Genomic DNA, 23,351 nt, shown 5'->3' with positions numbered 1-23,351 from the left:
TTTCTTATGAAGCGCTTGTTCTGTTTGGCCGCGATTGCGGCCGTAGTGGTGGGACACTCTGTTTCGGCCCAGGCCGCAGGCCTGGAGTTTGGGGTGGGCAGCACCAGCGATTCGACGTTGACCTATCGACTGGGCCTGACCTCGGATTGGGACAAAAGCTGGATGCAGAGCGACGTCGGTCGTCTGACCGGCTATTGGAGCGGCGCCTATACCTATTGGGAGGGGGATGACCGTGCAGGTGCCAGCAGCCTGTCGTTCTCGCCGGTATTTGTGTATGAATTCGCCGGCCAGTCGGTCAAGCCTTACATAGAAGCCGGGATTGGCGTGGCAGTGTTTTCCCGTACCAAGCTGGAAGACAACAACATCGGCCAGGCTTTCCAGTTCGAAGACCGCCTGGGCTTTGGCCTGCGCTTCACCGGTGGGCATGAAGTCGGCATTCGCGCCACGCACTACTCCAATGCCGGGATCAGCAGCAATAACGATGGTGTAGAAAGCTACTCGCTGCACTACACCATGCCGCTGTAATTCCCAGGAACGCTGCAAGACAGTGTGGGCGGGGGCAAGCCCTCCCACACTTTTTGATCGTCATCAGTCTTCAGATCAGCGGTAGGCCGTGGCGATGCCTTCGCGTTCGGTCAGGCACTCCGGTGCGCCCATCTCGAACTCCCGGCAGATCAGCGGCCTACGTTCGTAAATCGTGCACATCATCGTGTCCCGATCCAGCGCCGCGCACCAGCCGTCATCCAGGCGCAGCATCACCTCACCGCCCCAATCGTCAGTGTCGATATAGCGCTCCGGCACGCCGGTGTCGGTGATCAGCATCACTTCCAGCTGGCAGCAGCAGGCCGCGCAGGTCGAGCAGGTGACGGCGGGTTCGGTGATTTGAATGTGGGGGATGTTGGTCATAGAGCAGCAGCTTCAAGCTTTAAGCGCCAAGCTGCAAGTAGAAGCCGACCGGCTTCAACTTTTGCGCATTGCGGCAACTGTCAACAGGGTGAAAACCATGGCCCAGAGCACAGCAAGCCCAACCAGGGTCGGCGCCGCGCCGAATCCGAACTGCACCCCCGCCAAGTGGCTGCCGGCGTAATACGACATTGGTCCGCCCAGCGCACCCATTAACGCCGCACGCCACCAGGGCCGTGCACTCCAGGCCAGGCAATGGCGCAGGGTGGTTGCCAGCAGGGCCCACAACAACATCAGCCAGAACGGAATCAACGGTCCCGGCTCGTTGAACTTGAACACGCCCAAAGCGCGCAACACCGTGTCCAATAGCGTGCCGGCCAGCGTCACGCTTATGATCAGCGTCGCGTCCCCAGCCCCTTTACTTATCCACAACAGATGGATAACCAGCACCGCCAGCCCCACCAGCAACCAAGGGCTATCGCCACCGAGTACGCAGGCAAACCACCCGCACTGGAACAGCACGGCATTGGCCAGTGGTTTAAGCACTGAAGCGCCCGAGCAACGGAGGGTTGATGGCCGACGGTTTGGCCAATAGCAATTGCGCGGTGCCAATGGTGCGCTCCATAAAGCCGCCCTCGCAGTAGCACAGGTAGAACTCCCACAACCGCAGGAAATATTCGTCGTAGCCCAGCTCCGTCAGGCGGCCGTGGGCGTGGCGAAAGTTCTCGTGCCACAGGCGCAGGGTTCGCGCGTAGTGCAGGCCGAAGTCCTCCATGTGCAGCAGGTTCATATCGGTGTCGCGGCTGACGATGTGCAGCATGTTCTGCACACTGGGCAGGGCACCGCCGGGGAAGATATAGCGCTGGATAAAGTCGACGCTGTTTTTCGCCTGCTCGAAGCGTTGCTCACGGATGGTGATGGCTTGCAGCAACATCAGGCCATCACGCTTGAGCAGGTGCGCGCACTGCTTGAAGTAGGTCGGCAGGAAGCGATGGCCCACCGCTTCGATCATCTCGATGGACACCAATTTGTCGTACTCGCCGGTCAGGTCGCGGTAGTCCTGCAGCAATAACGTGACCTGGTCTTGCAAGCCCAGGGCTGCGATGCGTTTTTCGGTGTAGGCGAACTGCTCTTTGGACAAGGTCGTGGTGGTGACCTTGCAGCCGTACTGCTGCGCCGCATACAGCGCCATGCTGCCCCAGCCGGTGCCGATTTCCAGCAGATGATCGGTGGGCTTGAGCGCGAGCTTCTGGCAGATGCGTTGCAGTTTGTTCAGTTGCGCCTGTTCCAGGCTGTCGTCGGGCGTCAGGAACTGCGCGGCCGAATACATCATGGTCGGGTCGAGGAATTCCGCGAACAGCTCATTGCCGAGGTCGTAGTGGGCGGCGATGTTTTTTTGCGAGCCCTTGCGCGTGTTGCGGTTGAGCCAGTGCAGGCCTTGGGTGAACGGCCGTGCCAATCTCGCCAGGCCACCCTCCATCGCGTCGAGCACATCCAGGTTACTCACCATAACCCGCACCACCGCCGTCAGGTCCGGGCTGGTCCAATAGCCGTGGATAAAGGCCTCGCCCGCACCGATGGAACCGTTGGCCGCCACCAGGCCCCAGACCGCCGAATCGACAATCTGGATTTCCCCCAGCAGGTGCGCTTCCCGTGCGCCGAATACCTGGCGCTCGCCGTCCTCGATCACCACCAACTGGCCATGGCGCAGTTGGCTGAGTTGGCGCAGCACGCCCTTGCGCAGCAGCGCACTGGTCATGCCGTTGACGTTCAGGCGGTGGGTCTTGACCGATAAGCTAGGGGATTTCATGGCGGCGATCCTTGGTGTACCCGACAGCTGTGCGAGAGGCGCCGTCGGCGGCCTGATGGGAAAAAATCGGTGTGCGCTTGAGCAACAGGCGCAGGGCCTGCCAATAGATGGCCAGGCAGGTCTTGGCAGTCATCCACGGATAGCGCCACAGGTAACGGTGCAGGCTGGCGCGGTTCAGCGTTTCCCTGTGCAGGCTCAAGGTGGCGTCGAAGACTTTCACCTCGCCCTGCCAATCGGCCATGTGCACGCCGAGCCTGGCGGCGGGCGGGCTGAAGCTCATGCGGTATTCCAGGTCGCGCGGCAAAAACGGCGACACGTGAAACGCCTTGGCCACGGCGAAGTGTTGGTGCTGATCCGCGCTGAGGGCCTGGGCCGGCAGCACGTAGTGATAGCGTTCGCGCCATGGGGTGTTGGTCACTTCGCACAGGATCGCGGCCAGTTGCCCATCGGCCTCGAAGCAGTAGAAGAAACTCACCGGGTTAAAAGCCAGGCCCCAACTGCGGGCCTGGGTCAGCAGGCAGATAACGCCCAGGGGTGTATGCCCCAGGGCCTTGCCGACTTCCTGGCGCACAGCATCGGTCAAGCTCATGCCGTGGCGCGTGAATTCACGCAGGTAGTCCTGCTGGCGAAAACCGAAGGGCGCCAGGCGGCTTGCGCCGGCCAGGGGCGACAGCCCGAGCACTTGGTCTTGTTCGCTTAAGTCCAGGTACAGCAGGCCGATGCGGTAGCGAAAGGCATGGGCCTTGGGTGCAAACCGCCGATGGGCGATCCAGCCGCTGTACAGGGCGCTGTTCACAGGCTTTCCCCGAAGGCTTCGGCTACGCGCAGGGCGCTGACGACGCCGTCTTCATGGAAGCCGTTGGCCCAATAGGCGCCGCAGTACCAGGTATGGCGGGTGCCGTTCAGCTCCTCCCAACGCGCTTGTGCGGCTACGGCGGCCAGGCTGTATTGCGGGTGGGCGTAGGTATAGCGCGCGAGGATCTTCAGCGGGTTGATCATCGACGTCTGGTTGAGGCTGACGCAAAAGGTGGTGGCGCTGTCGATGCCTTGCAGGATGTTCATGTCATAGGTGACAGCGGCCTGGGTCTGCACGTCGCCGCTCAGCCGGTAGTTCCAGCTGGCCCAGGCGAGTTTGCGGTCGGGCAGCAGGCGCGTGTCGGTATGCAGCACCACGTCATTGTCGGCGTAGGGCAGGGCGCCGAGGATCTCCTGCTCGGCCTGGCTCGGGTCGCCGAGCAAAGCGAGTGCCTGGTCGCTGTGGCAGGCGAACACCACCTTGTCGAAGGCTTCGGTGCCGGCGGCGCTGTGGATAATCACCCCCTCAGCGTCACGCTCGACCAAGTGCACGGGGCAGTTGAGGCGCACGTGTTCACGAAAGCTGCGGGTCAGCGGTTCGATATAACGGCTGGAACCGCCCTCGATCACGCACCACTGTGGACGGTTGTTCACCGAGAGCAAGCCGTGGTTCTTGAAGAAGCGCACAAAGAACTGCAGCGGAAAGTTCAGCATGTCCGCCAGGGACATCGACCAGATCGCCGCGCCCATCGGTACGATGTAATGCCGTATAAATCGCGGCCCGTAACCCCCAGCCTCGAGGTAGTCACCCAAGGTCATCTCGGCGCTGATGCGCTGCTCTTGCAGGTCCAGCGGCGCCTGGCGATTGAAGCGCAGGATGTCACGCAGCATGCCCCAGAAGCCCGGCGACAGAATATTGCGGCGCTGGGCAAACAAGCTGTTGAGGTTGTTGCCGTTGTACTCGAAGCCGCTGCCCTGGTCGCACACCGAAAAGCTCATTTCGGTAGGCTTGAAGGTGACGCCGATCTGCCCCAGCAAGCGGATGAAGTTGGGGTAGGTCCAGTCGTTGAACACGATGAAGCCGGTATCCACCGCATAGGGTTTGCCCTCGACGGTGACGTTGACCGTGTGGGTATGCCCGCCGATACGGTCGCCCGCCTCGAACAGCGTGATGTCGTGACGGCGGCTGAGCAGGTAGGCGCTGGTCAGCCCGGCGATGCCGCTGCCGATAATGGCGATCTTCACAGGTCGTCCTTTTTCGGTGGCGGGCTGCGCAACATGCGTTTGCCGATGATCAATTGCGCGCGGTTCGGCAGTTTCGACAGCGGCCACAGCGTGGCGATAAACAGCGCGGGGAAGGCGATCTCCAGCGGGCGTTTTTCCAGCTTGGCGAAGATATGCCGCGCAGCCTTGTCGGCTGGCCAGCTCAGGGGCATCGGGAAGTCATTGCGCTCGGTGAGTGGGGTGTCGACGAAGCCCGGGCTGATCACCGTGACATCGATGTTTTCGGGCGACAGGCTGATGCGCAGGGATTCGAACAGGTAGCGCAGCCCGGCCTTGGACGCGCCATACGCTTCGGCCCGTGGCATCGGCAGGTAGGTCACGGCGCTGGCGACGCCCACCAGGTGTGGTGTGCGCCCGGCGCGCAACAACGGCAGCGCCGCTTCAATGCAGTAACTGCTCGCCAGCAGATTGGTGCGCACCACGTGTTCGATAATCGAGGCATCGAATTGCCTGGCGTCGACATATTCACAGGTGCCGGCGTTGAGGATCACGCTGTCGACCGAACCCCAGGCCGCGCCGATGTGTTCACCGATCTCGCGCACGGTCTGGCTGTTGGTCAGGTCGCCGGCCACCACCAGCACCTGGCCGGGGTACCGTTGGGCGAGCGCTTCCAGCGGGCCTTTGGTGCGTGAACTGAGGGCCACGTGGGCGCCGCTGTTGAGCAGCTCCACGGCCAGCGCGGCGCCGATGCCACTGCTGGCACCGGTCAGCCAATAACGACGGGGCGGCAGTGCGTTCATCCCACTCTCCTTTTCAACCAACTGACGACCCCACCCAACACGGGAAGGTGTTCGTACAACAGGGCGCCGGCGTCGAAGTAATCGCGGTGGCGGTACACCTTGTCACGCCACATCAAATGCGAGCAGCCCTCCACGCGGATGATCTTGCCTTTGCCCAGGCGCGGGTGGCAGAAACTCATGTTCCAGCGCAGGTAACCTTCGCCTTCGGCCACCTGGTCGAAACCATGGAAGTCGAAGCGCAGCTGGCTGACGTTGCTGTACAGCTCGGCGAAATACGTGTGCAGCGCGGTCAGTCCATGGACTTCATGCAGCGGGTCGGTGAACGCGATGTCCTGGCTGTAGAGGCTGTCGAGCAGTTGCAGGTTGTGCTTGTCCAGCGAGGCAAAGGCCTGGGCGAAGCGGCGCAGGAAGTCACTCATGTTCGGCGACCTCCTGGCGTGAAGGCAGGTTGCGAAAGGCTGCGAGGGCGCGTTCGCGGGATTTTTTCAGGTCGACAATCGAGCGCGGGTAATCCGCCACGCCAAACAGGCCGCCGAGCGCCTGCGGGTTGTGCACTTCCTTCTTGTTCAGCGTGGCCAGCTCCGGCAGCCAGTGCTTGATAAACACGCCTTCGCTGTCGAATTTTTCCGACTGGCTCAGCGGGCTGAAAATCCGGAAATACGGCGCCGAATCGGTGCCGGTGGATGAACTCCATTGCCAGCCGCCGTTGTTGGCGGCCAGGTCGCCGTCGATCAGGTGGCGCATGAAGAAGCGCTCGCCTTCGCGCCAGTCGATCAACAGGTTCTTGGTCAGGAACATCGCCACCACCATGCGCAGGCGGTTATGCATCCAGCCGGTTTCCAGCAACTGGCGCATGGCGGCATCGATGATCGGCAGGCCGGTGCGCGCCTGTTGCCAGGCGGCGAGGTCCTCGGGCGCATCGCGCCAGGCCAGGGCTTCGGTCTCGGGACGGAAAGCGCGGTGACGGGAGACCCGTGGGTAGCCGACCAGAATGTGCTTGTAGAACTCACGCCATAGCAGCTCGTTGATCCAGGTGATGGCGCCGATGTCGCCGCTTTCGAACTCGCCCTGGTTGGTTTGCAGGGCGGCGTGCAGGCATTGGCGCGGCGAAACCACGCCGGCGGCCAGGTAGGCGGAGAGCTGGCTGGTGCCGGGCTTGGCCGGAAAATCCCGTTCGTCTTTGTAGTAGCTGATCTGCTGGTCGGCAAAGGCGTCGAGGCGGCGACGGGCTTCGTCTTCGCCGGCGGGCCAGAGGGCGCGCAAGGTGTCGCTGGGCGGTTCGAAGCCGTCGACCTGTTCGGGAATCGGATCGCTCTTGAGCGTGAGCACGGCTTGGGCCTTGGGCGTTGCGACCCGACGCGGCAGGGCGCTGTGCAGGCGCGCGTAGCAGACCTTGCGGAACTGGCTGAACACCTGGAAGTAGGTGCCGGTCTTGGTCAGCACGCTGCCCGGTTGGAAAAGCAGTTGGTCCAGGTAGCTGTGGAACGTCACGCCGCCGGCTTCCAGCGTCTCAGCGACAGCTGCATCGCGACGGCTTTCATGGATGCCGTATTCCTCGTTGACGTGCACCGACTCTACGGCCAGTTCCCGGCACAGTTCACTTAACACGGCGGGAACCTGATCCCAGGTAGCAGCGTGGCGGATCAGCAAGGGAATGTTCAGGGTGCCCAGGGCCTGGCTCAAGTGCTGCAGGTTGCGCAGCCAGAAATCCACTTTGCAGGGGGCATCGTCATGGGCCAGCCATTGCTCGGGCGTGACCAGGTACACGGCCGCCACCGGGCCTCGCTGGCAGGCCGCGGCCAGGGCGGTGTTGTCGTGAAGGCGCAAGTCGGTGCGCAGCCAGATCAAGTGCATTTAGATAAGTCCACGCTGGATCAGGAGCTGATGGGCCGACAACGGGTCTTCGGCCACGAACAATTGCGCAATGTCTTGGGTTAATACGGCCAGCTCGGCCTGGTGGATGCAGACCGTGGGTCCGACGAGCAGTTTTGCGCAATTGACGCCAGCCAGCAGCTTGGTCAATGCCGGCAATTGCAGGGCCTTGCTCGAGTACAGGAGCACGGCGCGCGGTTGCAGGTGTTCCGCCGCAAGGGCCAACTCGCCGGTGGGCAACGGCCAGTCGAAGACTTCCACCGGGCAATCGGCGCTGCTGGCCAGCCAGGCGCTGAGCCACAGGTGCGGCTCCAGGGGCAGGTCGGAGTGGTTGACCAGCAGCAACGGCGCGCCGTGCAACTGCCGGTTGTTGTGGTAGATGCGTGCACCAAACTTGCTGCGCAACCAGGACAGGAAAAACACCCGCTCCATCTGAGCGCCAAACTGGCCTTGCCAGCGCTGTTCCAGCTCCTGCAGCAGCGGCAGCAGCAATTGCTCGCACAGGGTGCGCGGCGGGTACAGCGCCATGGCCTGGTTAAACACATCGTCCACCCGGCGTTCGGCCAGTTCGCTGACGGCCTGCACCAGGTTCTGGCGCAAGGCTTGCCATTCGTTCTCTACGGCATCGGGAAGGGCCTGGGCGGAATCGATCAGGCCTTTTACCTGGCTGACCGGCACGCCGCGATTGAGCCAGGTGAGGATGGTGTGGATGCGTTGTACATGCTCGGCATTGAACAGCCGATGGCCCTTGGGGGTGCGCTGGGGCACGATCAGGCCATAGCGGCGTTCCCAGGCGCGCAGGGTCACGGCGTTGACGCCGGTCTGGCGCGCCACTTCACGAATCGGCAGCCAGCCGTCTTCGAGGGCTTGGGCGATGTCTGCGCCGGGTTCGTCTTGCAAGATAGCGGTCATGACGCTTTTCATGGTTTAGATCGCATTACGCAGGCTGAGATTTTCCGGGTGCGGCTGCAAGTAGGCCTGCTGCGCGATGTAGCGGTCCGGGTGTTGGCGAAAGTGATGCTTGAGCAGGGTCAATGGCACCACCAGCGGCACGATGCCCTGGTGATACTGGCTGATGACTGTCTGCATTTCCTGTTTGTCGTCGGCGCTGATGGCCTGCTTGAGGTAGCCGCTGATGTGTTGCAGCACGTTGGTGTGGGTGCCGCGGGTGGCGCACTTTTTCAGGCCGGTCATCAGGTCGCTGAAATAGCAGGCGGCCACCTCGTCGAGGTTGACGTCCCTGGCCATGCTGCCGAGGCGGTGGCCCAGGCTCTTGTAATGCATCAGGCTGTGGGCCATCAGCAAATACTTGTAGCGCGCGTGAAACGCCAGCAGGCGGTGGCGGGTCAGGCCCTCGGCCAGCAGTTGCTGCCAACTGGCGTAGACGAAGACGCGGGTCAGGAAGTTTTCCCGCAGTACCGGGTCATTCAGGCGGCCATCTTCTTCCACAGGCAGGTTCGGGTGGCGCGCGCAGAACGCCTGGGCGTAGATGCCACGCCCGCCGCCCTCCACCGGCGCTCCGTTTTCACGGTAGACCTTGACGCGTTCCAGGCCGCAGGACGGCGACTTCTGCATGAAGATGTAGCCGCACAGGTCGGTGTGTTCGGCGGCCATTTTGCGGCCGTATGCGTTCAGCGGCGCGGTGACATTCAGTTCGCGGTGTACGGTGCCGACGGCCTGGGGCTGTTCGGCATCGCCCACCAGGCGAATGGTTTCACGGGGGATACCCAGGCCGATCGCCACTTCCGGGCACAGCGGCACGAAGTCGAAGTACTCGGCGAGGACCTCGCTGCATAGCTGGGATTGCTTGTGACCGCCATTGAAACGCACGTTTTCGCCCAGCAGGCAGGCGCTGATGCCAATCTTCGGCTTGATGGACGGTGTGCTGGGCATGGCCAAACCTCTGCAAGATTCCTGTACAAGATCTGAAATCTGTACAACTAAATCTCATCATAGGTTTGGTGCTGTACAAGTCAAATATTTTGTACAAGTATTTGCGTGGAGGCTATTTCCAGCCGATTTGCCAAGCCTCGGCATTTTGCAGGGTTTGCCAGGCCAGGCGCTCAGCGCGCAGGGTCATGACGGCTTGCAACTCGATTTCCAGCACTGTGCCGTCCTCGTCACGAAACAGTTCGGTGACCAGGAAGTGTTTTTCCTTGTTGCGGGGCCGGGCTGCCGTCCACTTCGACAGCAGCAATTTGGCCGGGTTGATGCGGTTCATTGCAGGTGCTCGATCAACCGTCGCGCGGCTTCCTGGCCACTGAGCCATGCCCCTTCCACGCGCCCCGAGAGGCACCAGTCGCCACACACGTACAGGCCCAGGTCGGCGTCGGCCAGCACCCCGAACTCATGGGCGCCTGACGGTCGTGCGTAGAGCCAGCGGTGGGCCAGGCTGAAGGACGGTGGGGGCATGGCGCTGTGCAGCAATTCGGCGAAGGCGCCGTGCAGGTGTTCGATCACCGCTTCCTTGGACAGGTCCAGGTGGGCCTTGCTCCAGGTGCTGGTGGCGTGCAGCACCCAGGTATCGAGGGTCGTATCGCGCCCAGGCTTGCTGCGGTTGCGCGCCAGCCAGTCCAGCGGGCTGTCTTGCACGAAGCAGCCTTCCATGGGGGTATCCAGGGGCTTGTCGAAGGCCAGGGCAATGGCCCAGGACGGGTCCATCTTCACGCCGGCGGCGGCACTCGCCAATTTGGGCGCTGCCGCCAACAGGGCCGTGGCCTGGGGGGCGGGCGTGGCGATGATCACATGGCTGAACGGGCCGTGGTTTTCGCCGTCGGCATCCAGCAGGTTCCAGTGTTGCTTGCCTTGGAACACCTCGGTGATCCGGCAGCCGAACTCCACCGGCAGGTCGTCAAGCAGGGCGCGGGTGATGGCGCTCATGCGCGGCGTGCCGACCCAGCGGATCTGTTCATCGGGGGAGGGGGTGAGTTGGCCGGACTTGAAATTGTACAGCTGGGGCTTCCATTGCTCGGCCCAGCCGTTGCTTTGCCAGCGCTGCACTTCGTTGACGAAGCGTCGGTCGCGGGCGGTGAAGTATTGGGCACCCATGTCCAGTGCGCCGGCGTCGCTGCGCTTGCTGGACATGCGGCCGCCGCTGCCGCGGCTTTTATCGAAGAGTTGTACAACGTGCCCGGCGTCTTGTAACGCTCGGGCGGCGGAGAGACCGGCGATGCCGGTGCCGATGATCGCGATGGGGACAGTCATGGGAGGCCTCGTTTTACCGTTGGGTACAGGCTACGCCGACACCAATAGCTGTACAATATTATTTTTTGGTATAAGTTTTGGCGTACCTGATCGCTTGGCGTGACCTATGGTTAACCATGAGGCTTAAACAAAAGTCACGCTCGATTACAAATTGATCCCTGCTTATAAAATAGACTAGTGATCGGCGGCGAACGTTACATGAGGAGCGTCCCATGCATATTTTGCTGACCGGCGGTACCGGCCTGATCGGTCGCCAACTCTGCCAACACTGGATTGCCCAAGGTCATCGCCTGACGGTGTGGAGCCGCCATCCTGAAGACGTCGCCCGGTTATGCGGTGCAACGGTGCTCGGGGTGGCTCGTCTGGAGGAGGTGATTGGCGCGGTGGACGCGGTGGTCAACCTGGCGGGTGCGCCGATTGCTGACCGTCCCTGGACCCACAAACGCAAGGCGCTGCTCTGGAGCAGCCGCATCGGCTTGACCGAAACCCTGCTGGCCTGGCTCGAAAGCCAGGCGCAGAAACCGGCGGTGCTGGTTTCCGGTTCGGCGGTGGGCTGGTACGGCGACGGTGGCGAGCGCGAACTGACCGAGGCCAGCGGCCCGGTACAGGACGATTTCCCCAGCCAACTCTGCATCGCCTGGGAAGAAACCGCCCAACGTGCCGAAGCGATGGGCATCCGCGTGGTGCTGGTGCGCACCGGCCTGGTACTGGCGGCCGAGGGCGGCTTTTTGTCGCGCCTGTTGCTGCCGTTCAAACTCGGGCTGGGCGGGCCTATCGGCAGCGGGCGGCAGTGGATGCCGTGGGTTCATATCAAGGATCAAATCGCCCTGATTGATTTTCTTCTGCACAAGGATGACGCCAGCGGTCCTTATAATGCCTGCGCGCCGCACCCAGTGCGTAACCGCGAGTTCGCCAAGACATTGGGCCAGGCGCTGCACCGCCCGGCGTTCATGCCGATGCCGGCCTTTGCATTGAAGGTGGGTTTGGGCGAGTTATCGGGGCTGTTGCTGGGCGGGCAGAAGGCGATCCCCGAACGCTTGATGGCCGCCGGTTTCATTTTCCAGTTCACTGAGTTGCATGCGGCTTTGGATGACTTGTCCAGCCGCCTCTAAGAGATAGGATGTTGCATGACGGATCACGCGTTGTTACTGGTCAACTTGGGTTCACCGGCCTCCACTTCGGTGGCCGATGTGCGCAGCTACCTCAATCAGTTCCTGATGGACCCTTATGTCATCGACCTGCCGTGGCCGGTGCGGCGCTTGCTGGTGTCGTTGATCCTGATCAAGCGCCCTGAGCAATCTGCGCATGCCTACGCCTCTATATGGTGGGACGAGGGTTCGCCGCTGGTGGTGCTCAGTCGTCGCCTGCAACAGCAGATGACCGCGCAGTGGACCCAGGGGCCCGTGGAGTTGGCGATGCGTTATGGCGAGCCTTCCCTGGAAACGACGCTCACGCGGTTGGCCGCCCAAGGTATTCAGAAAGTGACTCTGGCGCCTCTGTACCCGCAGTTTGCCGACAGCACCGTGACCACGGTGATTGAAGAAGCCAAGCGGGTAGTGCGCGAGAAAAAGCTCAACGTACAGTTCTCGATCCTGCAGCCATTCTACGATCAGGCGGAATACCTCGACGCGTTGGCCGCCAGCGCCCGACCTTATATAGACGCGCATTACGACCACTTGCTGCTGAGCTTCCACGGCTTGCCCGAGCGCCATCTGAAAAAGCTCGACCCGACCGGCCAGCATTGTTTCAAGGATGCGGACTGCTGCAAGAACGCCTCGCCTGAGGTGCTCGCGACCTGCTACCGCGCACAATGCTTCAGCGTTGCCCGCGACTTCGCCGCGCGCCTGGGCTTGCCTGACGACAAATGGTCAGTGGCGTTCCAGTCGCGCCTGGGCCGTGCGAAGTGGATCGAACCCTACACCGAGGCACGCCTGGAAGCGCTGGCCCGTCAAGGGGTGAAAAAGCTGCTGGTGATGTGCCCCGCGTTTGTTGCCGACTGCATCGAGACCCTGGAAGAGATCGGTGATCGTGGTCGGGAGCAATTCCGCGAGGCGGGCGGTGAGGAGTTGGTGCTGGTGCCGTGTTTGAATGACGATCCGCAGTGGGCGGCAGCGCTCAATACGCTCTGCGAAAGAGCACCGCTGTCACTGTAGGAGCGAGGGACGCCTAGTTCTTGCTCGCGAAGGTCGTTAACGATAACGCAGCGCCTCTGGGGTAACGCGGCGCTCTCAGGTGCTTCGCGAGCAAGCTCGCTCCTACAAGGGGGGGGTTACAGGTTGAGGGTCAGGCTGACGGTGAGGTTGCGCGGTTCGCCGGGATTGACCCAGTAATTGCTGTAGGACCGTTCGTAGTACTTTTCATCGAACAGGTTGTTGAGGTTCAGGCCCACGGTGACGTTCTGCGTGGCCTTGTAATGGGCCAGCAAATCGACGGTGTGGTAAGCGGGCAGTTCAAAGCGGCTGCCGGCTTCACCTGAGCGATCCCCCACATAGGTGAACGCCGCGCCCAGGTCTGAACCGCGCAGCGCGCCGTCCTGGAATTCATACACCCCCAACAGGCTGCCACTGTGCTTGGCTACGCCGAGGATGCGGCTGCCCGCAGGAATGGCTTTATCACCCTTGGTCACTTCGGCGTCGATGTAGGCAAAGGCGCCGATCACGCGTACCGCATCGGTCAGTTGTCCTGTCAGTTGCAGGTCGAAGCCCTGGCTGCGTGCCTTGCCCATGGCGCGGTTGGTATTGGTGGCCGAGTCCAGGGCCAGTACGTTTTCCTTTTCGATATGGAAGGCGGCGAGGGTGGCGCTGAGGCGGTCGTCGAACAGCTCGCTCTTGATCCCCACCTCATAGCCCACGCCTTCTTCGGGCTTGAAGGTCTTACCGCTGGCGTCCAGGCCGCTGTTGGGCTTGAACGAGGTGGAAGCGTTGGCGAATACGCCGACCTCTGGCGTCAGTTGATACAGCAGGCCGGCGCGCTGGGTAAGTGCGTCGTGGGTTTGCCGACTCTTGGCGTGGTTGCGGGTGAAGTCGTCGGTGCTTTGTTCGAAATGCTCGAAGCGCGCGCCGACCATGCCGCGCAGGCGGTCGGTGAAGATGATCTGGTCTTGCAGGTTCAGCGCCTGGCTTTTGGTCTGTTCGAAGAAGTCGGTGCCGGAGCGTGCGCCATTGGGTTTGGGCTGGCCGTAGACCGGGTTGTAGAGGTCGATGGCGTAGGGGCTGCCGGCTATGGCGGTGACGCGCTCCTTCTTGCGGTAGTCCTCGTATTCGGTGCCGACCAGCAATTCGTGCTGCCAACTGCCAAGGTCGAACAGGCCGCGCAGTTCCAGCTGGGTGATGCTGTCGTGCCAGCCCGTGGAGCGTTCGCGGTAACGGCGGTTAAGGGTATGGCCGTCGGTGTTCAGTGCGCGGTTTTCCGAGGCGTCGCCCCACAGGCTGCCTTGTTTGTAATGGCTGGCCAGGCGCAGTTTCCAGGCGTCGTTGAGATGATGCTCGAGGGTCGCCTGGATGCGGTTGTTGTGGTTGTCGATATCGCCGTCGTTGGGTTCGCCGAGGAAGGTGGAGCGCGATACGCCTGGGGCATCGACGATGCCCCGGTCGAAGGTGGAGCTGTGGCGTACGAATTCGCTCTCCACCAGCAGGGACGTGTCCGGGGCCAGCTGCCAGCTGAATGAGGGCGCGACAAATACACGCTTGCTCTCGACGTGATCGCGGAAGCTGTTGTTGTCTTCCACCGCCAGGTTGACCCGCGACAGCAGGTTGCCCTCGCTGTCCAGCGGCGTATTGACGTCGACGGCGGTGCGATAGCGGTCCCAACTGCCGGCGCTGGTTTGCAGGGTGGTGAAGGCTTCAGGCTGAGGTTTTTTGGTGACGATATTCACGGTGCCGCCGGGATCACCACGGCCATACAGGCTGGCGGCCGGGCCTTTGAGCACTTCGATGCGTTCGATATTGGCCGCGTCCGGGGTGCTCGGGTAGCCCCGGTTGGCGCTGAAGCCGTCTTGGTAGAACTCTGATGTGGTAAAGCCGCGCACGCTGTATTCGTAGAGCGTGAGGCCGCCAAAGTTGTTCTGCTTGGACACGCCGCCGGCAAATTCCAGGGCGCGCTCCACGTTGGTGCTGCCCAGGTCCGTGAGTACCGAGGCGGGAATCACGCTGATGGACTGTGGGATGTCGCGCAGGGCGGTGTCGGTTTTAGTCGCGCTGGCAGAGCGGGTGGCGCGGTAGCCGTTGACCGGGCCGGTGGCGGATTCATAGGCGTCGGTGGTGACGCTGATGGTCTCCAGCTCAACGGTGTTGTCTTCGGCAAAGGCGGGATCCAGCAGCAAACCCAAGGCCAGGCCAGCCAGGGGGGCAAACGTTCGAGACGGCATGATAGAGCGTTCCAATAGCGGTATTGAAACAATATAACATGTCTAATGAGAATGGATTTGCTTTGAAATATGAGCTTACAGGTACCCGCGAACGGGTACCTGCCGAGGTGATTTATTCCTCTTCCTTGACCGGTGCAGGCGGTGGGCGCAGGCCGATTTCCGCCAGCAGCTTGATCTCTTTACCGTTGCGCATAACTTGGATCGCCACCTTGTCGGTCGGCTTGATCCGCGCCACCTGGTTCATCGACTTACGGCCATCGCCGGCCGGTTCGCCGTTGATACTGAGGATCACGTCCCCGAGTTGCAGGCCGGCTTTCTGCGCCGGGCCATCGCGGAAGATCCCGGCGACCACTATACCTGGGCGCCCGGTCAGGCCAAACGACTCGGCCAGTTCCTTGGTCAACGGCTGTACTTCAATCCCCAGCCAGCCGCGAATTACCTGGCCGTGCTCGATGATCGACTTCATCACTTCCATCGCCAGCTTTACCGGGATCGCAAAGCCGATGCCCTGGGAGCCGCCGGACTTGGAGAAAATCGCCGTGTTGATGCCAGTCAGGTTGCCATTGGCATCCACCAGTGCGCCGCCGGAGTTGCCCGGGTTGATCGCCGCGTCGGTCTGGATGAAATCTTCGTAGCTGTTAAGCCCCAGTTGGTTACGCCCGGTGGCGCTGATGATGCCCATGGTCACCGTCTGGCCCACCCCGAACGGGTTGCCGATGGCCAGTGCCACATCACCCACCCGCAGCCCATCGGAGCGGCCTAGGGTGATGGACGGCAGGTTTTTCAAATCGATCTTCAGGACCGCGAGGTCGGTTTCCGGGTCGCTGCCCACCACACGGGCCAGGGTTTCGCGGCCGTCACGCAGGGCCACCACAATCTGGTCGGCGCCGGTGGTCACATGGTTATTGGTGAGGATGTAGCCTTCGGGGCTCATGATCACCCCCGAACCCAGGCTGGACTCCATGCGGCGCTGTTTGGGCCCGTTGTCACCGAAGTAGCGGCGGAACTGCGGGTCTTCAAACAGCGGATGGGCCGGCTTGTTGATGACCTTGGTGGTGTACAGGTTGACCACGGCAGGGGCCGCAATGACTACCGCATCTGCATAAGTCACCGGGCCTTGCACTACCGCACTGGTTTGCGGTGCCTGTTGCAGGTTCACATCAAGGCTGGGTAAGCCCACCCACTGGGGATAACGCTGAATAATCAGCATCGCGATCAGCACGCCAGCCAACAATGGCCATCCAAAAAAACGCAGTGCCTTGAGCATCAAGTAAGTCCTGACAGGTTGCAGGGGGCGGGAGAGCGCCCATAATGTCGCGCATTATACGAGGCTGCGAGCGCCTCGGAACGGGATATTTAGGAGTCTTTTATGGCCGTCCCCCTTACCACCCTCGTCGAGGAAGCGGACCGCTACCTTGGCAGCGCAAAAATTGCCGATTACTGCCCCAATGGCCTGCAGGTCGAGGGGCGGCCGCAAGTGATGCGCATCGTCAGCGGCGTTACCGCAAGCCTTGCCCTGCTGGACGCGGCCGTCGAAGCCCAGGCCGATTTGATCCTGGTGCACCACGGTTATTTCTGGAAAGGCGAAAACCCCTGCATCACCGGCATGAAGCAACGCCGCCTGAAAACCCTGCTCAAGCACGACATCAGCCTGCTGGCCTACCACCTGCCGCTGGACCTGCACCCCGACGTTGGCAATAACGTGCAACTCGCCCGCCAGTTGGACATCACCGTCGAAGGCCCACTGGACCCGAGCAACCCCAGGATCGTCGGCCTGGTCGGCTCGCTCGCCGAACCGCTGTCGCCCCGCGACTTCGCCCGGCGTGTGCAGGATGTGATGGGCCGCGAGCCGCTGCTGATCGAAGGCAGCCAGATGATCCGCCGCATCGGCTGGTGCACCGGCGGTGGCCAGGGTTACATCGACAACGCCATCGCCGCGGGCGTCGACCTGTTCCTGAGCGGCGAAGCTTCCGAGCAAACCTTTCACAGCGCGCGCGAAAACGACATCAGCTTTATCGCCGCCGGACACCACGCCACTGAGCGTTACGGTGTACAGGCGCTGGGCGATTACCTGGCGCGGCGCTTTGCCTTGGAGCATCTGTTCATCGATTGCCCCAACCCGATTTGACTGCCAAACCTTGGGGCATATTGATATACCGTTTCGATCTAGCTGGTGCCCTGAATAGAAGAAGGTGCTGTGCTAGCATGCCCCGCTCGAACACGGCCCGCTGGCCGTCCATAAGATCGTTTTTCCGTGAGTAACCATGGTCGACAAACTGACGCATCTGAAACAGCTGGAGGCGGAAAGCATCCACATCATCCGCGAGGTCGCCGCCGAGTTCGACAACCCGGTGATGCTCTACTCGATCGGTAAAGACTCCGCCGTGATGCTGCACCTGGCGCGCAAGGCCTTCTTCCCGGGCAAGCTGCCGTTCCCGGTGATGCACGTCGACACCCGCTGGAAATTCCAGGAGATGTACAAGTTCCGCGACAAAATGGTCGAGGAGCTGGGCCTGGACCTGATCACCCACGTCAACCCGGATGGCGTGGCGCAGGGCATCAACCCGTTCACCCACGGCAGCGCCAAGCACACCGACATCATGAAGACCGAAGGTCTCAAGCAGGCCTTGGACAAGCATGGTTTCGACGCCGCCTTCGGCGGTGCCCGTCGCGATGAAGAGAAATCCCGTGCCAAAGAGCGCGTGTACTCGTTCCGCGACAGCAAGCACCGCTGGGACCCGAAGAACCAGCGCCCGGAGCTGTGGAACGTCTACAACGGCAACGTCAACAAGGGTGAGTCGATCCGTGTGTTCCCGCTGTCCAACTGGACCGAGCTGGACATCTGGCAGTACATCTACCTGGAAGGCATCCCGATCGTGCCGCTGTACTTCGCCGCCGAACGCGATGTCATCGAGAAGAACGGCACGTTGATCATGATCGACGACGACCGCATCCTCGAGCACTTGTCCGACGAAGACAAAGCCCGAATCGTCAAAAAGAAAGTACGTTTCCGTACCCTTGGCTGCTACCCGTTGACGGGCGCGGTGGAGTCCGAAGCCGAGACGCTGACGGACATCATTCAGGAAATGCTCCTGACGCGAACTTCCGAGCGCCAGGGCCGTGTCATCGACCACGATGGTGCCGGCTCGATGGAAGATAAAAAACGTCAAGGCTATTTCTAAGGGGCTGTCATGTCGCATCAATCTGATTTGATCAGCGAGGACATCCTCGCCTACCTGGGCCAGCACGAGCGCAAGGAAATGTTGCGCTTCCTGACCTGTGGCAACGTCGACGACGGCAAGAGCACCCTGATCGGGCGCCTGCTGCACGACTCCAAGATGATCTACGAAGATCACCTGGAAGCCATCACCCGTGACTCGAAGAAGTCCGGCACCACCGGTGACGACATCGACCTGGCGTTGCTGGTCGACGGCCTGCAGGCCGAGCGTGAGCAGGGCATCACCATCGATGTCGCCTACCGCTACTTTTCCACCGCCAAGCGCAAATTCATCATCGCCGACACCCCCGGCCATGAGCAGTACACCCGCAACATGGCCACCGGTGCATCCACCTGTGACCTGGCGATCATCCTGATCGACGCGCGCTACGGCGTGCAGACCCAGACCCGTCGCCACAGCTATATCGCCTCGTTGCTGGGCATCAAGCACATCGTGATCGCCGTCAACAAGATGGACATCAATGGCTTTGACCAAAGTGTGTTCGAGTCGATCAAGGCCGATTACCTGAAGTTCGCCGAGGGCATCGCCTTCAAGCCGAGCACCATGGCATTCGTGCCGATGTCGGCACTCAAGGGCGACAACGTGGTGAACAAGAGCGAGCACTCGCCCTGGTACACCGGCCAGTCGCTGATGGAGATCCTCGAGACTGTCGAGATCGCCAACGACCGCAACTACACCGACCTGCGTTTCCCGGTGCAGTACGTCAACCGTCCGAACCTGAACTTCCGTGGGTTTGCCGGCACCCTGGCCAGCGGCATTGTGCATAAGGGCGACGAAGTCGTGGTGCTGCCGTCAGGCAAGAGCAGCCGCGTCAAATCCATCGTCACCTTCGAAGGTGAGCTGGAACACGCCGGCCCAGGCCAGGCCGTGACCCTGACCATGGAAGACGAGATCGACATCTCTCGTGGCGACCTGCTGGTGCATGCCGACAACGTGCCGCAAGTGACCGACGCCTTCGACGCCATGCTGGTGTGGATGGCCGAAGAGCCGATGCTGCCGGGCAAGAAATACGACATCAAGCGCGCCACCAGCTACGTGCCGGGTTCCATCACCAGCATCGTGCACCGTGTGGACGTGAACACCCTGGCCGAAGGCCCGGCGAGTTCGCTGCAGTTGAACGAGATCGGCCGGGTCAAGGTCAGCCTCGATGCTGCCATTGCGTTGGATGGCTATGACAGCAACCGCACCACCGGTGCGTTTATCGTCATCGACCGCCTGACCAACGGCACCGTGGGCGCCGGCATGATCATCGCACCGCCGGTCACCCACGGCAGTGCGGCGCATCACGGCAAGTTGGCCCATGTCGCCACCGAGGAGCGCGCCCAGCGTTTCGGCCAGCAACCGGCTACCGTGTTGTTCAGCGGCCTGTCAGGCGCGGGCAAGAGCACCTTGGCCTATGCGGTCGAGCGCAAGCTGTTCGACATGGGCCGTGCGGTGTTCGTGCTGGATGGCCAGAACCTGCGCCACGACCTGAACAAGGGCTTGCCCCAGGACCGTGCCGGGCGTACCGAAAACTGGCGCCGTGCCGCTCACGTGGCGCGTCAGTTCAACGAAGCCGGCCTGCTGACCCTGGCCGCATTCGTCGCCCCGGATGCCGAAGGCCGTGAACAGGCCAAGGCGCTGATTGGCAGCGACCGCCTGCTGACCGTGTACGTGCAGGCCTCCCCGCAGGTGTGCGCCGAGCGTGATCCGCAGGGCTTGTACGCGGCGGGTGGGGATAACATCCCTGGCGAATCCTTCCCGTACGACGTGCCGTTGAATGCCGACCTGGTAATCGATACCCAGGCCCTGTCACTGGAAGACAGCGTCAAGCAAGTGCTGGAACTGTTGCGTCAGCGCGGCGCGATCTAAGTCTCGCGGCCACAAAAAAGCCCGCCACCGAGTGATCGGTGGCGGGCTTTTTCACATCTTCAAGACCGGGCGCGGTCAAATGTGGGAGGGGGCAAGCCCTAATGCCAGTCAGTTAAGCTTACATCGCCTCCTGTAGGAGCGAGCTTGCTCGCGAAAAACGTCAACGATAACGCGTGCTTCCTGAATGAGCGCGGCGCCTGTGAGTTTTTCGCGAGCAAGCTCGCTCCTACAAAAAGCCTTAACTGACTGGCATTTGGGCAAGCCCCCTCCCACAGGTTGATCATCGCTTGCTTGGGAATTCGGTGTGAAGCTGATCCAGCAACGCATCCTTGGTTTCCCACAGCTGGTTGATCCACCCCTGGAACGCCAGTCGATACTCCCCATCCTGCTCATAATTCCTGCCGATAAACTCTGCCGGAATCTGCACCTCTTCAAACTGCACCACCACGTCCTGCACCTTCCCGCACAGCAGGTCCCAATACCCAGGACGTCCGCCAGGGTAGTGAATGGTCACATTGACCAGTGATTTCAGCTGTTCCCCCATGGCATCCAGCACAAACGCGATACCACCCGCCTTGGGCTTGAGCAGGTAGCGAAACGGCGACTTCTGCTGCGCATGCTTGCCCGGTGTAAAACGCGTGCCTTCGGCAAAGTTGAAAATACCCACGGGGTTGTCGCGAAACTTCGCACAGGTCTTGCGAGTGGTTTCCAGGTCCTTGCCTTTCTTCTCCGGGTGTTTTTCCAGGTAGGCCTTGGTGTAGCGCTTCATGAAGGGAAAACCCAGTGCCCACCACGCCAGGCCAATCACCGGCACCCAGATCAACTCCTGCTTGAGGAAGAATTTCAGCGGGCGAATCCGACGATTGAGCACGTATTGCAGGACCATGATGTCGACCCAGCTCTGGTGATTGCTGGTCACCAGGTACGAGTGCTGGTAGTCCAGGCCTTCAAGGCCTTTAAGGTGCCAACGGGTATGGCGCACCAGGTTCATCCAGCCCTTGTTGTTGGTGACCCAGGCTTCGTGGGTGTGGTTCATCAGCCATTCGCTGAAGCGCTTGGCGAAGGGCAGCGCCTTGAACAGCGCCACGATAAACAGGAACGAACACAGCAGGATCGTATTCAGCGCCAACAGCAGCGAAGCGATCACCCCGCGTACGGCGGCAGGTAGAAAATCCAGCATTTAGATATCCATAGGTCGGTTGGCGGCTTGGATCGCAGTCAGCGCGATGGTGTACACGATGTCGTCGACCTGGGCGCCGCGTGGCAGGTCGTTGACCGGTTTGCGCAGGCCCTGGAGCATCGGCCCCAGGCTGACGCAATCGGCACTGCGTTGCACGGCCTTGTGCGTGGTGTTGCCGGTGTTCAGGTCCGGGAACACGAACACGGTGGCTTTGCCGGCGACCAGGCTGTCGGGGGCCAGTTGGCGGGCGACGGTTTCGTTGGCGGCGGCGTCGTATTGCAGCGGGCCGTCGATCAGCAGTGAGCTTTGCTGTTCATGGGCGAGCAGGGTGGCTTCGCGGACTTTCTCCACTTCCTCACCGCTGGCCGAGTCGCCGCTGGAGTAGCTGATCATCGCCACACGCGGGGTGATGCCGAAGGCGGCGGCCGAGTCGGCGCTTTGCAGGGCGATTTCCGCCAGCTCGGCGGCACTGGGGTGCGGGTTCATCACGCAGTCGCCGTAGACCAGCACCTGCTCGGGGAACAGCATGAAGAACACCGACGACACCAGGGTGCAGCCCGGTGCGGTCTTGATCAACTGCAGGGCCGGGCGAATGGTGTTGGCGGTGGAGTGGATAACACCGGAAACCAAGCCGTCCACTTCATCCAGTGCGAGCATCATGGTGGCGATCACCACGGTGTCTTCCAGTTGCTGCTCGGCCATCGGTGCATTCAGGCTCTTGCTCTTGCGCAGGGCAACCATGGGCTCCACGTAGCGCTGGCGAATCAGGTCCGGGTCGAGAATCTCCAGGCCTTCGGGCAATTCGATGCCCTGGGCGCGCGCGACCGCTTCTACGTCAGCCGGCTTGGCCAGCAGCACGCAGCGCGCGATGCCCCTTGCCTGGCAGATAGCGGCGGCTTGCACGGTCAGCGGCTCGCTGCCCTCGGGCAGCACAATGCGTTTGTTGGCCGCCTGGGCGCGCTGGATCAACTGGTAGCGGAACACCGCCGGCGACAGGCGCATCTCCCGTGGCGTGCCGCAGCGCTGGTGCAGCCAGCGCGCATCGAGGTGGCTGGCGACGAAATCGGTGATGATCTCCGCGCGCTCGCGGTCATCGATGGGGATTTCCTTGTTGAGGTTGTTGAGCAGGTTGGCGGTCTCGTAGGAACCGGTACTCACCGACAAAACCGGCAGCCCAGCCTGGAACGCGCCGCGGCACAGATCCATGATGCGCGGGTCGGGCAGGGTGTCGCTGGTCAGCAGCAGGCCGGCCAGGGGCACACCGTTGATCGCGGCCAGGCTGACGGCGAGGATGATGTCGTCACGGTCGCCGGGGGTCACCACCAGCACGCCGGGCTTGAGCAGCTCCACGGTGTTACGCATGGTGCGGGCGCAGATGATGATCTTGGTCATGCGCCGGGTTTCGTAGTCGCCGGCGTTGAGGATCTGCGCGCCCATCAGGTCGGCCACGTCGCGGGTGCGCGGCGCGTTGAGTTCCGGCTGGTAAGGAATGCAGCCGAGCAGGCGGAAATCACCGCTGCGCAGCAAGGGCGAATGCTCCTTGAGGCGCGCCGAGAAGGCTTCCATGCTTTCGTCGGTGCGCACCTTGTTCAGGATCACGCCGAGCACTTTCGGGTCTTTCGGGCCGCCGAACAGCTGGGCCTGCAGTTCCACGCGGCCGGAGAGTTCGGTGAGCACTTCGTTTTCCGGGGCCGAGACCAGGATCACTTCCGCATCCAGGCTCTTGGCCAGGTGCAGGTTGACCCGGGCCGCATAGCTGGCGCTGCGGGTCGGTACCATACCTTCGACGATCAGCACGTCCTTGCCCACGGCGGCCTGCTGATAAAGGGTGATGATTTCTTCGAGCAGCTCGTCGAGCTGGCCGTCGCCGAGCATGCGTTCCACGTGAGCCAGGCCTAGCGGTTGTGGCGGCTTGAGGCCATGGGTGCGAGCCACCAGCTCGGTGGAGCGTTCGGGGCCGGTATCGCCGGGATGTGGCTGGGCAATCGGCTTGAAAAAACCGACTTTCAGGCCGGCTCGCTCAAGGGTACGCACCAGCCCAAGGCTGATGGAGGTCAGACCCACACCAAAATCGGTGGGCGCGATAAAAAAAGTCTGCATGCGAATT

The 23,351-nt window shown here is 62.0% G+C and carries 22 protein-coding genes; 6 read left to right on the top strand and 16 right to left on the bottom strand.

Annotated features, from left to right (window positions below):
- Window positions 1–6 precede the first annotated feature (6 nt).
- Window positions 7–525 carry an acyloxyacyl hydrolase gene (locus Q8X51_RS07615; RefSeq protein ID WP_027606880.1) on the top strand — a complete coding sequence of 173 codons (519 nt, stop codon included), beginning with the start codon at window positions 7–9 and terminating at the stop codon, window positions 523–525.
- A 75-nt stretch (window positions 526–600) separates the two neighbouring features.
- On the opposite strand, the gene Q8X51_RS07610 is transcribed toward Q8X51_RS07615, so the two are convergent.
- From Q8X51_RS07610 to Q8X51_RS07555, 12 genes are all read right to left on the bottom strand, one after another.
- Complete coding sequence (locus Q8X51_RS07610) at window positions 601–906, bottom strand: YkgJ family cysteine cluster protein (RefSeq protein ID WP_027606879.1); 306 nt, start codon at window positions 904–906, stop codon at window positions 601–603.
- 54 nt (window positions 907–960) lie between these two features.
- Window positions 961–1,449 carry a DUF2878 domain-containing protein gene (locus tag Q8X51_RS07605; RefSeq protein WP_065924051.1) on the bottom strand — a complete coding sequence of 163 codons (489 nt, stop codon included), beginning with the start codon at window positions 1,447–1,449 and terminating at the stop codon, window positions 961–963.
- Complete coding sequence (locus Q8X51_RS07600; RefSeq protein WP_407693100.1) at window positions 1,442–2,713, bottom strand: class I SAM-dependent methyltransferase; 1,272 nt, start codon at window positions 2,711–2,713, stop codon at window positions 1,442–1,444. Before Q8X51_RS07600 ends, Q8X51_RS07605 begins: the two co-directional genes overlap by 8 nt.
- Complete coding sequence (locus tag Q8X51_RS07595; RefSeq protein WP_065924053.1) at window positions 2,700–3,509, bottom strand: DUF1365 domain-containing protein; 810 nt, start codon at window positions 3,507–3,509, stop codon at window positions 2,700–2,702. The genes Q8X51_RS07600 and Q8X51_RS07595 overlap by 14 nt, the downstream gene beginning before the upstream one ends.
- Window positions 3,506–4,753: an NAD(P)/FAD-dependent oxidoreductase gene (locus tag Q8X51_RS07590; RefSeq protein WP_065948470.1), complete on the bottom strand. Its 1,248-nt coding sequence runs from the start codon at window positions 4,751–4,753 to the stop codon at window positions 3,506–3,508. Before Q8X51_RS07590 ends, Q8X51_RS07595 begins: the two co-directional genes overlap by 4 nt.
- Complete coding sequence (locus tag Q8X51_RS07585; protein ID WP_065924055.1) at window positions 4,750–5,532, bottom strand: SDR family NAD(P)-dependent oxidoreductase; 783 nt, start codon at window positions 5,530–5,532, stop codon at window positions 4,750–4,752. Before Q8X51_RS07585 ends, Q8X51_RS07590 begins: the two co-directional genes overlap by 4 nt.
- A complete protein-coding gene (locus tag Q8X51_RS07580) occupies window positions 5,529–5,951 on the bottom strand; it encodes a nuclear transport factor 2 family protein (RefSeq protein WP_065924056.1) in 423 nt (140 codons plus the stop codon). The genes Q8X51_RS07585 and Q8X51_RS07580 overlap by 4 nt, the downstream gene beginning before the upstream one ends.
- The gene (gene phrB, locus Q8X51_RS07575) at window positions 5,944–7,386 is read right to left on the bottom strand and encodes a deoxyribodipyrimidine photo-lyase (RefSeq protein ID WP_407693101.1); all 1,443 of its coding nucleotides are present in this window, start codon (window positions 7,384–7,386) and stop codon (window positions 5,944–5,946) included. The genes Q8X51_RS07580 and phrB overlap by 8 nt, the downstream gene beginning before the upstream one ends.
- Window positions 7,387–8,316: a MerR family transcriptional regulator gene (locus Q8X51_RS07570; RefSeq protein ID WP_065924058.1), complete on the bottom strand. Its 930-nt coding sequence runs from the start codon at window positions 8,314–8,316 to the stop codon at window positions 7,387–7,389.
- A gap of 15 nt (window positions 8,317–8,331) precedes the next feature.
- The gene (locus tag Q8X51_RS07565) at window positions 8,332–9,297 is read right to left on the bottom strand and encodes a YbgA family protein (protein WP_407693102.1); all 966 of its coding nucleotides are present in this window, start codon (window positions 9,295–9,297) and stop codon (window positions 8,332–8,334) included.
- 112 nt (window positions 9,298–9,409) lie between these two features.
- A complete protein-coding gene (locus Q8X51_RS07560) occupies window positions 9,410–9,625 on the bottom strand; it encodes a TIGR02450 family Trp-rich protein (RefSeq protein WP_065924060.1) in 216 nt (71 codons plus the stop codon).
- The gene (locus tag Q8X51_RS07555; RefSeq protein WP_407693103.1) at window positions 9,622–10,608 is read right to left on the bottom strand and encodes an NAD(P)/FAD-dependent oxidoreductase; all 987 of its coding nucleotides are present in this window, start codon (window positions 10,606–10,608) and stop codon (window positions 9,622–9,624) included. The genes Q8X51_RS07560 and Q8X51_RS07555 overlap by 4 nt, the downstream gene beginning before the upstream one ends.
- A 212-nt stretch (window positions 10,609–10,820) precedes the next feature.
- Between Q8X51_RS07555 and Q8X51_RS07550 the strand changes: the two genes are divergently transcribed.
- Both Q8X51_RS07550 and hemH read left to right on the top strand, forming a co-directional pair.
- Window positions 10,821–11,720: a TIGR01777 family oxidoreductase gene (locus Q8X51_RS07550; protein WP_137212618.1), complete on the top strand. Its 900-nt coding sequence runs from the start codon at window positions 10,821–10,823 to the stop codon at window positions 11,718–11,720.
- Between the two features lie 15 nt (window positions 11,721–11,735).
- A complete protein-coding gene (hemH, locus tag Q8X51_RS07545) occupies window positions 11,736–12,761 on the top strand; it encodes a ferrochelatase (protein WP_065924063.1) in 1,026 nt (341 codons plus the stop codon).
- A 116-nt stretch (window positions 12,762–12,877) separates the two neighbouring features.
- Here the strand turns inward: hemH and Q8X51_RS07540 are convergent, their stop codons facing one another.
- Together Q8X51_RS07540 and algW are read right to left on the bottom strand one after the other, a co-directional pair.
- Window positions 12,878–14,974 carry a TonB-dependent siderophore receptor gene (locus Q8X51_RS07540; protein ID WP_407693104.1) on the bottom strand — a complete coding sequence of 699 codons (2,097 nt, stop codon included), beginning with the start codon at window positions 14,972–14,974 and terminating at the stop codon, window positions 12,878–12,880.
- A 112-nt stretch (window positions 14,975–15,086) separates the two neighbouring features.
- On the bottom strand, window positions 15,087–16,241 hold the full coding sequence (algW, locus tag Q8X51_RS07535; protein WP_053131789.1) for a Do family serine endopeptidase AlgW: 1,155 nt from the start codon (window positions 16,239–16,241) through the stop codon (window positions 15,087–15,089).
- 102 nt (window positions 16,242–16,343) lie between these two features.
- On the opposite strand from algW, the gene Q8X51_RS07530 reads away from it, so the two are divergent.
- The 3 genes from Q8X51_RS07530 to cysN all read left to right on the top strand — a co-directional run bounded on the left by Q8X51_RS07530 (window position 16,344) and on the right by cysN (window position 20,064).
- Window positions 16,344–17,102: a Nif3-like dinuclear metal center hexameric protein gene (locus Q8X51_RS07530; RefSeq protein WP_407693105.1), complete on the top strand. Its 759-nt coding sequence runs from the start codon at window positions 16,344–16,346 to the stop codon at window positions 17,100–17,102.
- Between the two features lie 136 nt (window positions 17,103–17,238).
- The gene (gene cysD / locus Q8X51_RS07525) at window positions 17,239–18,156 is read left to right on the top strand and encodes a sulfate adenylyltransferase subunit CysD (RefSeq protein ID WP_017137614.1); all 918 of its coding nucleotides are present in this window, start codon (window positions 17,239–17,241) and stop codon (window positions 18,154–18,156) included.
- A 9-nt stretch (window positions 18,157–18,165) separates the two neighbouring features.
- Entirely contained in the window at window positions 18,166–20,064 is a 1,899-nt protein-coding gene (cysN, locus tag Q8X51_RS07520) for a sulfate adenylyltransferase subunit CysN (RefSeq protein ID WP_065924067.1), read from the top strand.
- Window positions 20,065–20,344: 280 nt separating this feature from the next.
- On the opposite strand, the gene Q8X51_RS07515 is transcribed toward cysN, so the two are convergent.
- Together Q8X51_RS07515 and pta are read right to left on the bottom strand one after the other, a co-directional pair.
- Window positions 20,345–21,244, bottom strand: coding sequence for an acyltransferase (locus Q8X51_RS07515; protein ID WP_065924068.1), 900 nt, complete (start codon window positions 21,242–21,244; stop codon window positions 20,345–20,347).
- Window positions 21,245–23,344 carry a phosphate acetyltransferase gene (pta, locus tag Q8X51_RS07510; RefSeq protein ID WP_065924069.1) on the bottom strand — a complete coding sequence of 700 codons (2,100 nt, stop codon included), beginning with the start codon at window positions 23,342–23,344 and terminating at the stop codon, window positions 21,245–21,247. It abuts the gene before it with no gap.
- Window positions 23,345–23,351 lie beyond the last annotated feature (7 nt).

Source organism: Pseudomonas sp. Yb2C2, from assembly GCF_052112325.1.
Taxonomy (GTDB): domain Bacteria; phylum Pseudomonadota; class Gammaproteobacteria; order Pseudomonadales; family Pseudomonadaceae; genus Aquipseudomonas; species Aquipseudomonas marginalis.
This window is presented reverse-complemented; position numbering and strand designations above follow the sequence as displayed.

Bases quoted from the DNA above. Each gene is read 5' to 3' on its own strand.
- Q8X51_RS07600 (WP_407693100.1), bottom strand. From the start codon at position 2,713: ATGAAATCCCCTAGCTTATCGGTCAAGACCCACCGCCTGAACGTCAAC.
- cysN (WP_065924067.1), top strand. From the start codon at position 18,166: ATGTCGCATCAATCTGATTTGATCAGCGAGGACATCCTCGCCTACCTG.
- hemH (WP_065924063.1), top strand. From the start codon at position 11,736: ATGACGGATCACGCGTTGTTACTGGTCAACTTGGGTTCACCGGCCTCC.
- pta (WP_065924069.1), bottom strand. From the start codon at position 23,344: ATGCAGACTTTTTTTATCGCGCCCACCGATTTTGGTGTGGGTCTGACC.
- Q8X51_RS07560 (WP_065924060.1), bottom strand. From the start codon at position 9,625: ATGAACCGCATCAACCCGGCCAAATTGCTGCTGTCGAAGTGGACGGCA.
- Q8X51_RS07540 (WP_407693104.1), bottom strand. From the start codon at position 14,974: ATGCCGTCTCGAACGTTTGCCCCCCTGGCTGGCCTGGCCTTGGGTTTG.
- phrB (WP_407693101.1), bottom strand. From the start codon at position 7,386: ATGCACTTGATCTGGCTGCGCACCGACTTGCGCCTTCACGACAACACC.
- Q8X51_RS07565 (WP_407693102.1), bottom strand. From the start codon at position 9,297: ATGCCCAGCACACCGTCCATCAAGCCGAAGATTGGCATCAGCGCCTGC.
- Q8X51_RS07615 (WP_027606880.1), top strand. From the start codon at position 7: ATGAAGCGCTTGTTCTGTTTGGCCGCGATTGCGGCCGTAGTGGTGGGA.
- Q8X51_RS07530 (WP_407693105.1), top strand. From the start codon at position 16,344: ATGGCCGTCCCCCTTACCACCCTCGTCGAGGAAGCGGACCGCTACCTT.
- Q8X51_RS07515 (WP_065924068.1), bottom strand. From the start codon at position 21,244: ATGCTGGATTTTCTACCTGCCGCCGTACGCGGGGTGATCGCTTCGCTG.
- algW (WP_053131789.1), bottom strand. From the start codon at position 16,241: ATGCTCAAGGCACTGCGTTTTTTTGGATGGCCATTGTTGGCTGGCGTG.
- Q8X51_RS07580 (WP_065924056.1), bottom strand. From the start codon at position 5,951: ATGAGTGACTTCCTGCGCCGCTTCGCCCAGGCCTTTGCCTCGCTGGAC.
- Q8X51_RS07585 (WP_065924055.1), bottom strand. From the start codon at position 5,532: ATGAACGCACTGCCGCCCCGTCGTTATTGGCTGACCGGTGCCAGCAGT.
- Q8X51_RS07555 (WP_407693103.1), bottom strand. From the start codon at position 10,608: ATGACTGTCCCCATCGCGATCATCGGCACCGGCATCGCCGGTCTCTCC.
- Q8X51_RS07610 (WP_027606879.1), bottom strand. From the start codon at position 906: ATGACCAACATCCCCCACATTCAAATCACCGAACCCGCCGTCACCTGC.
- Q8X51_RS07570 (WP_065924058.1), bottom strand. From the start codon at position 8,316: ATGACCGCTATCTTGCAAGACGAACCCGGCGCAGACATCGCCCAAGCC.
- cysD (WP_017137614.1), top strand. From the start codon at position 17,239: ATGGTCGACAAACTGACGCATCTGAAACAGCTGGAGGCGGAAAGCATC.
- Q8X51_RS07550 (WP_137212618.1), top strand. From the start codon at position 10,821: ATGCATATTTTGCTGACCGGCGGTACCGGCCTGATCGGTCGCCAACTC.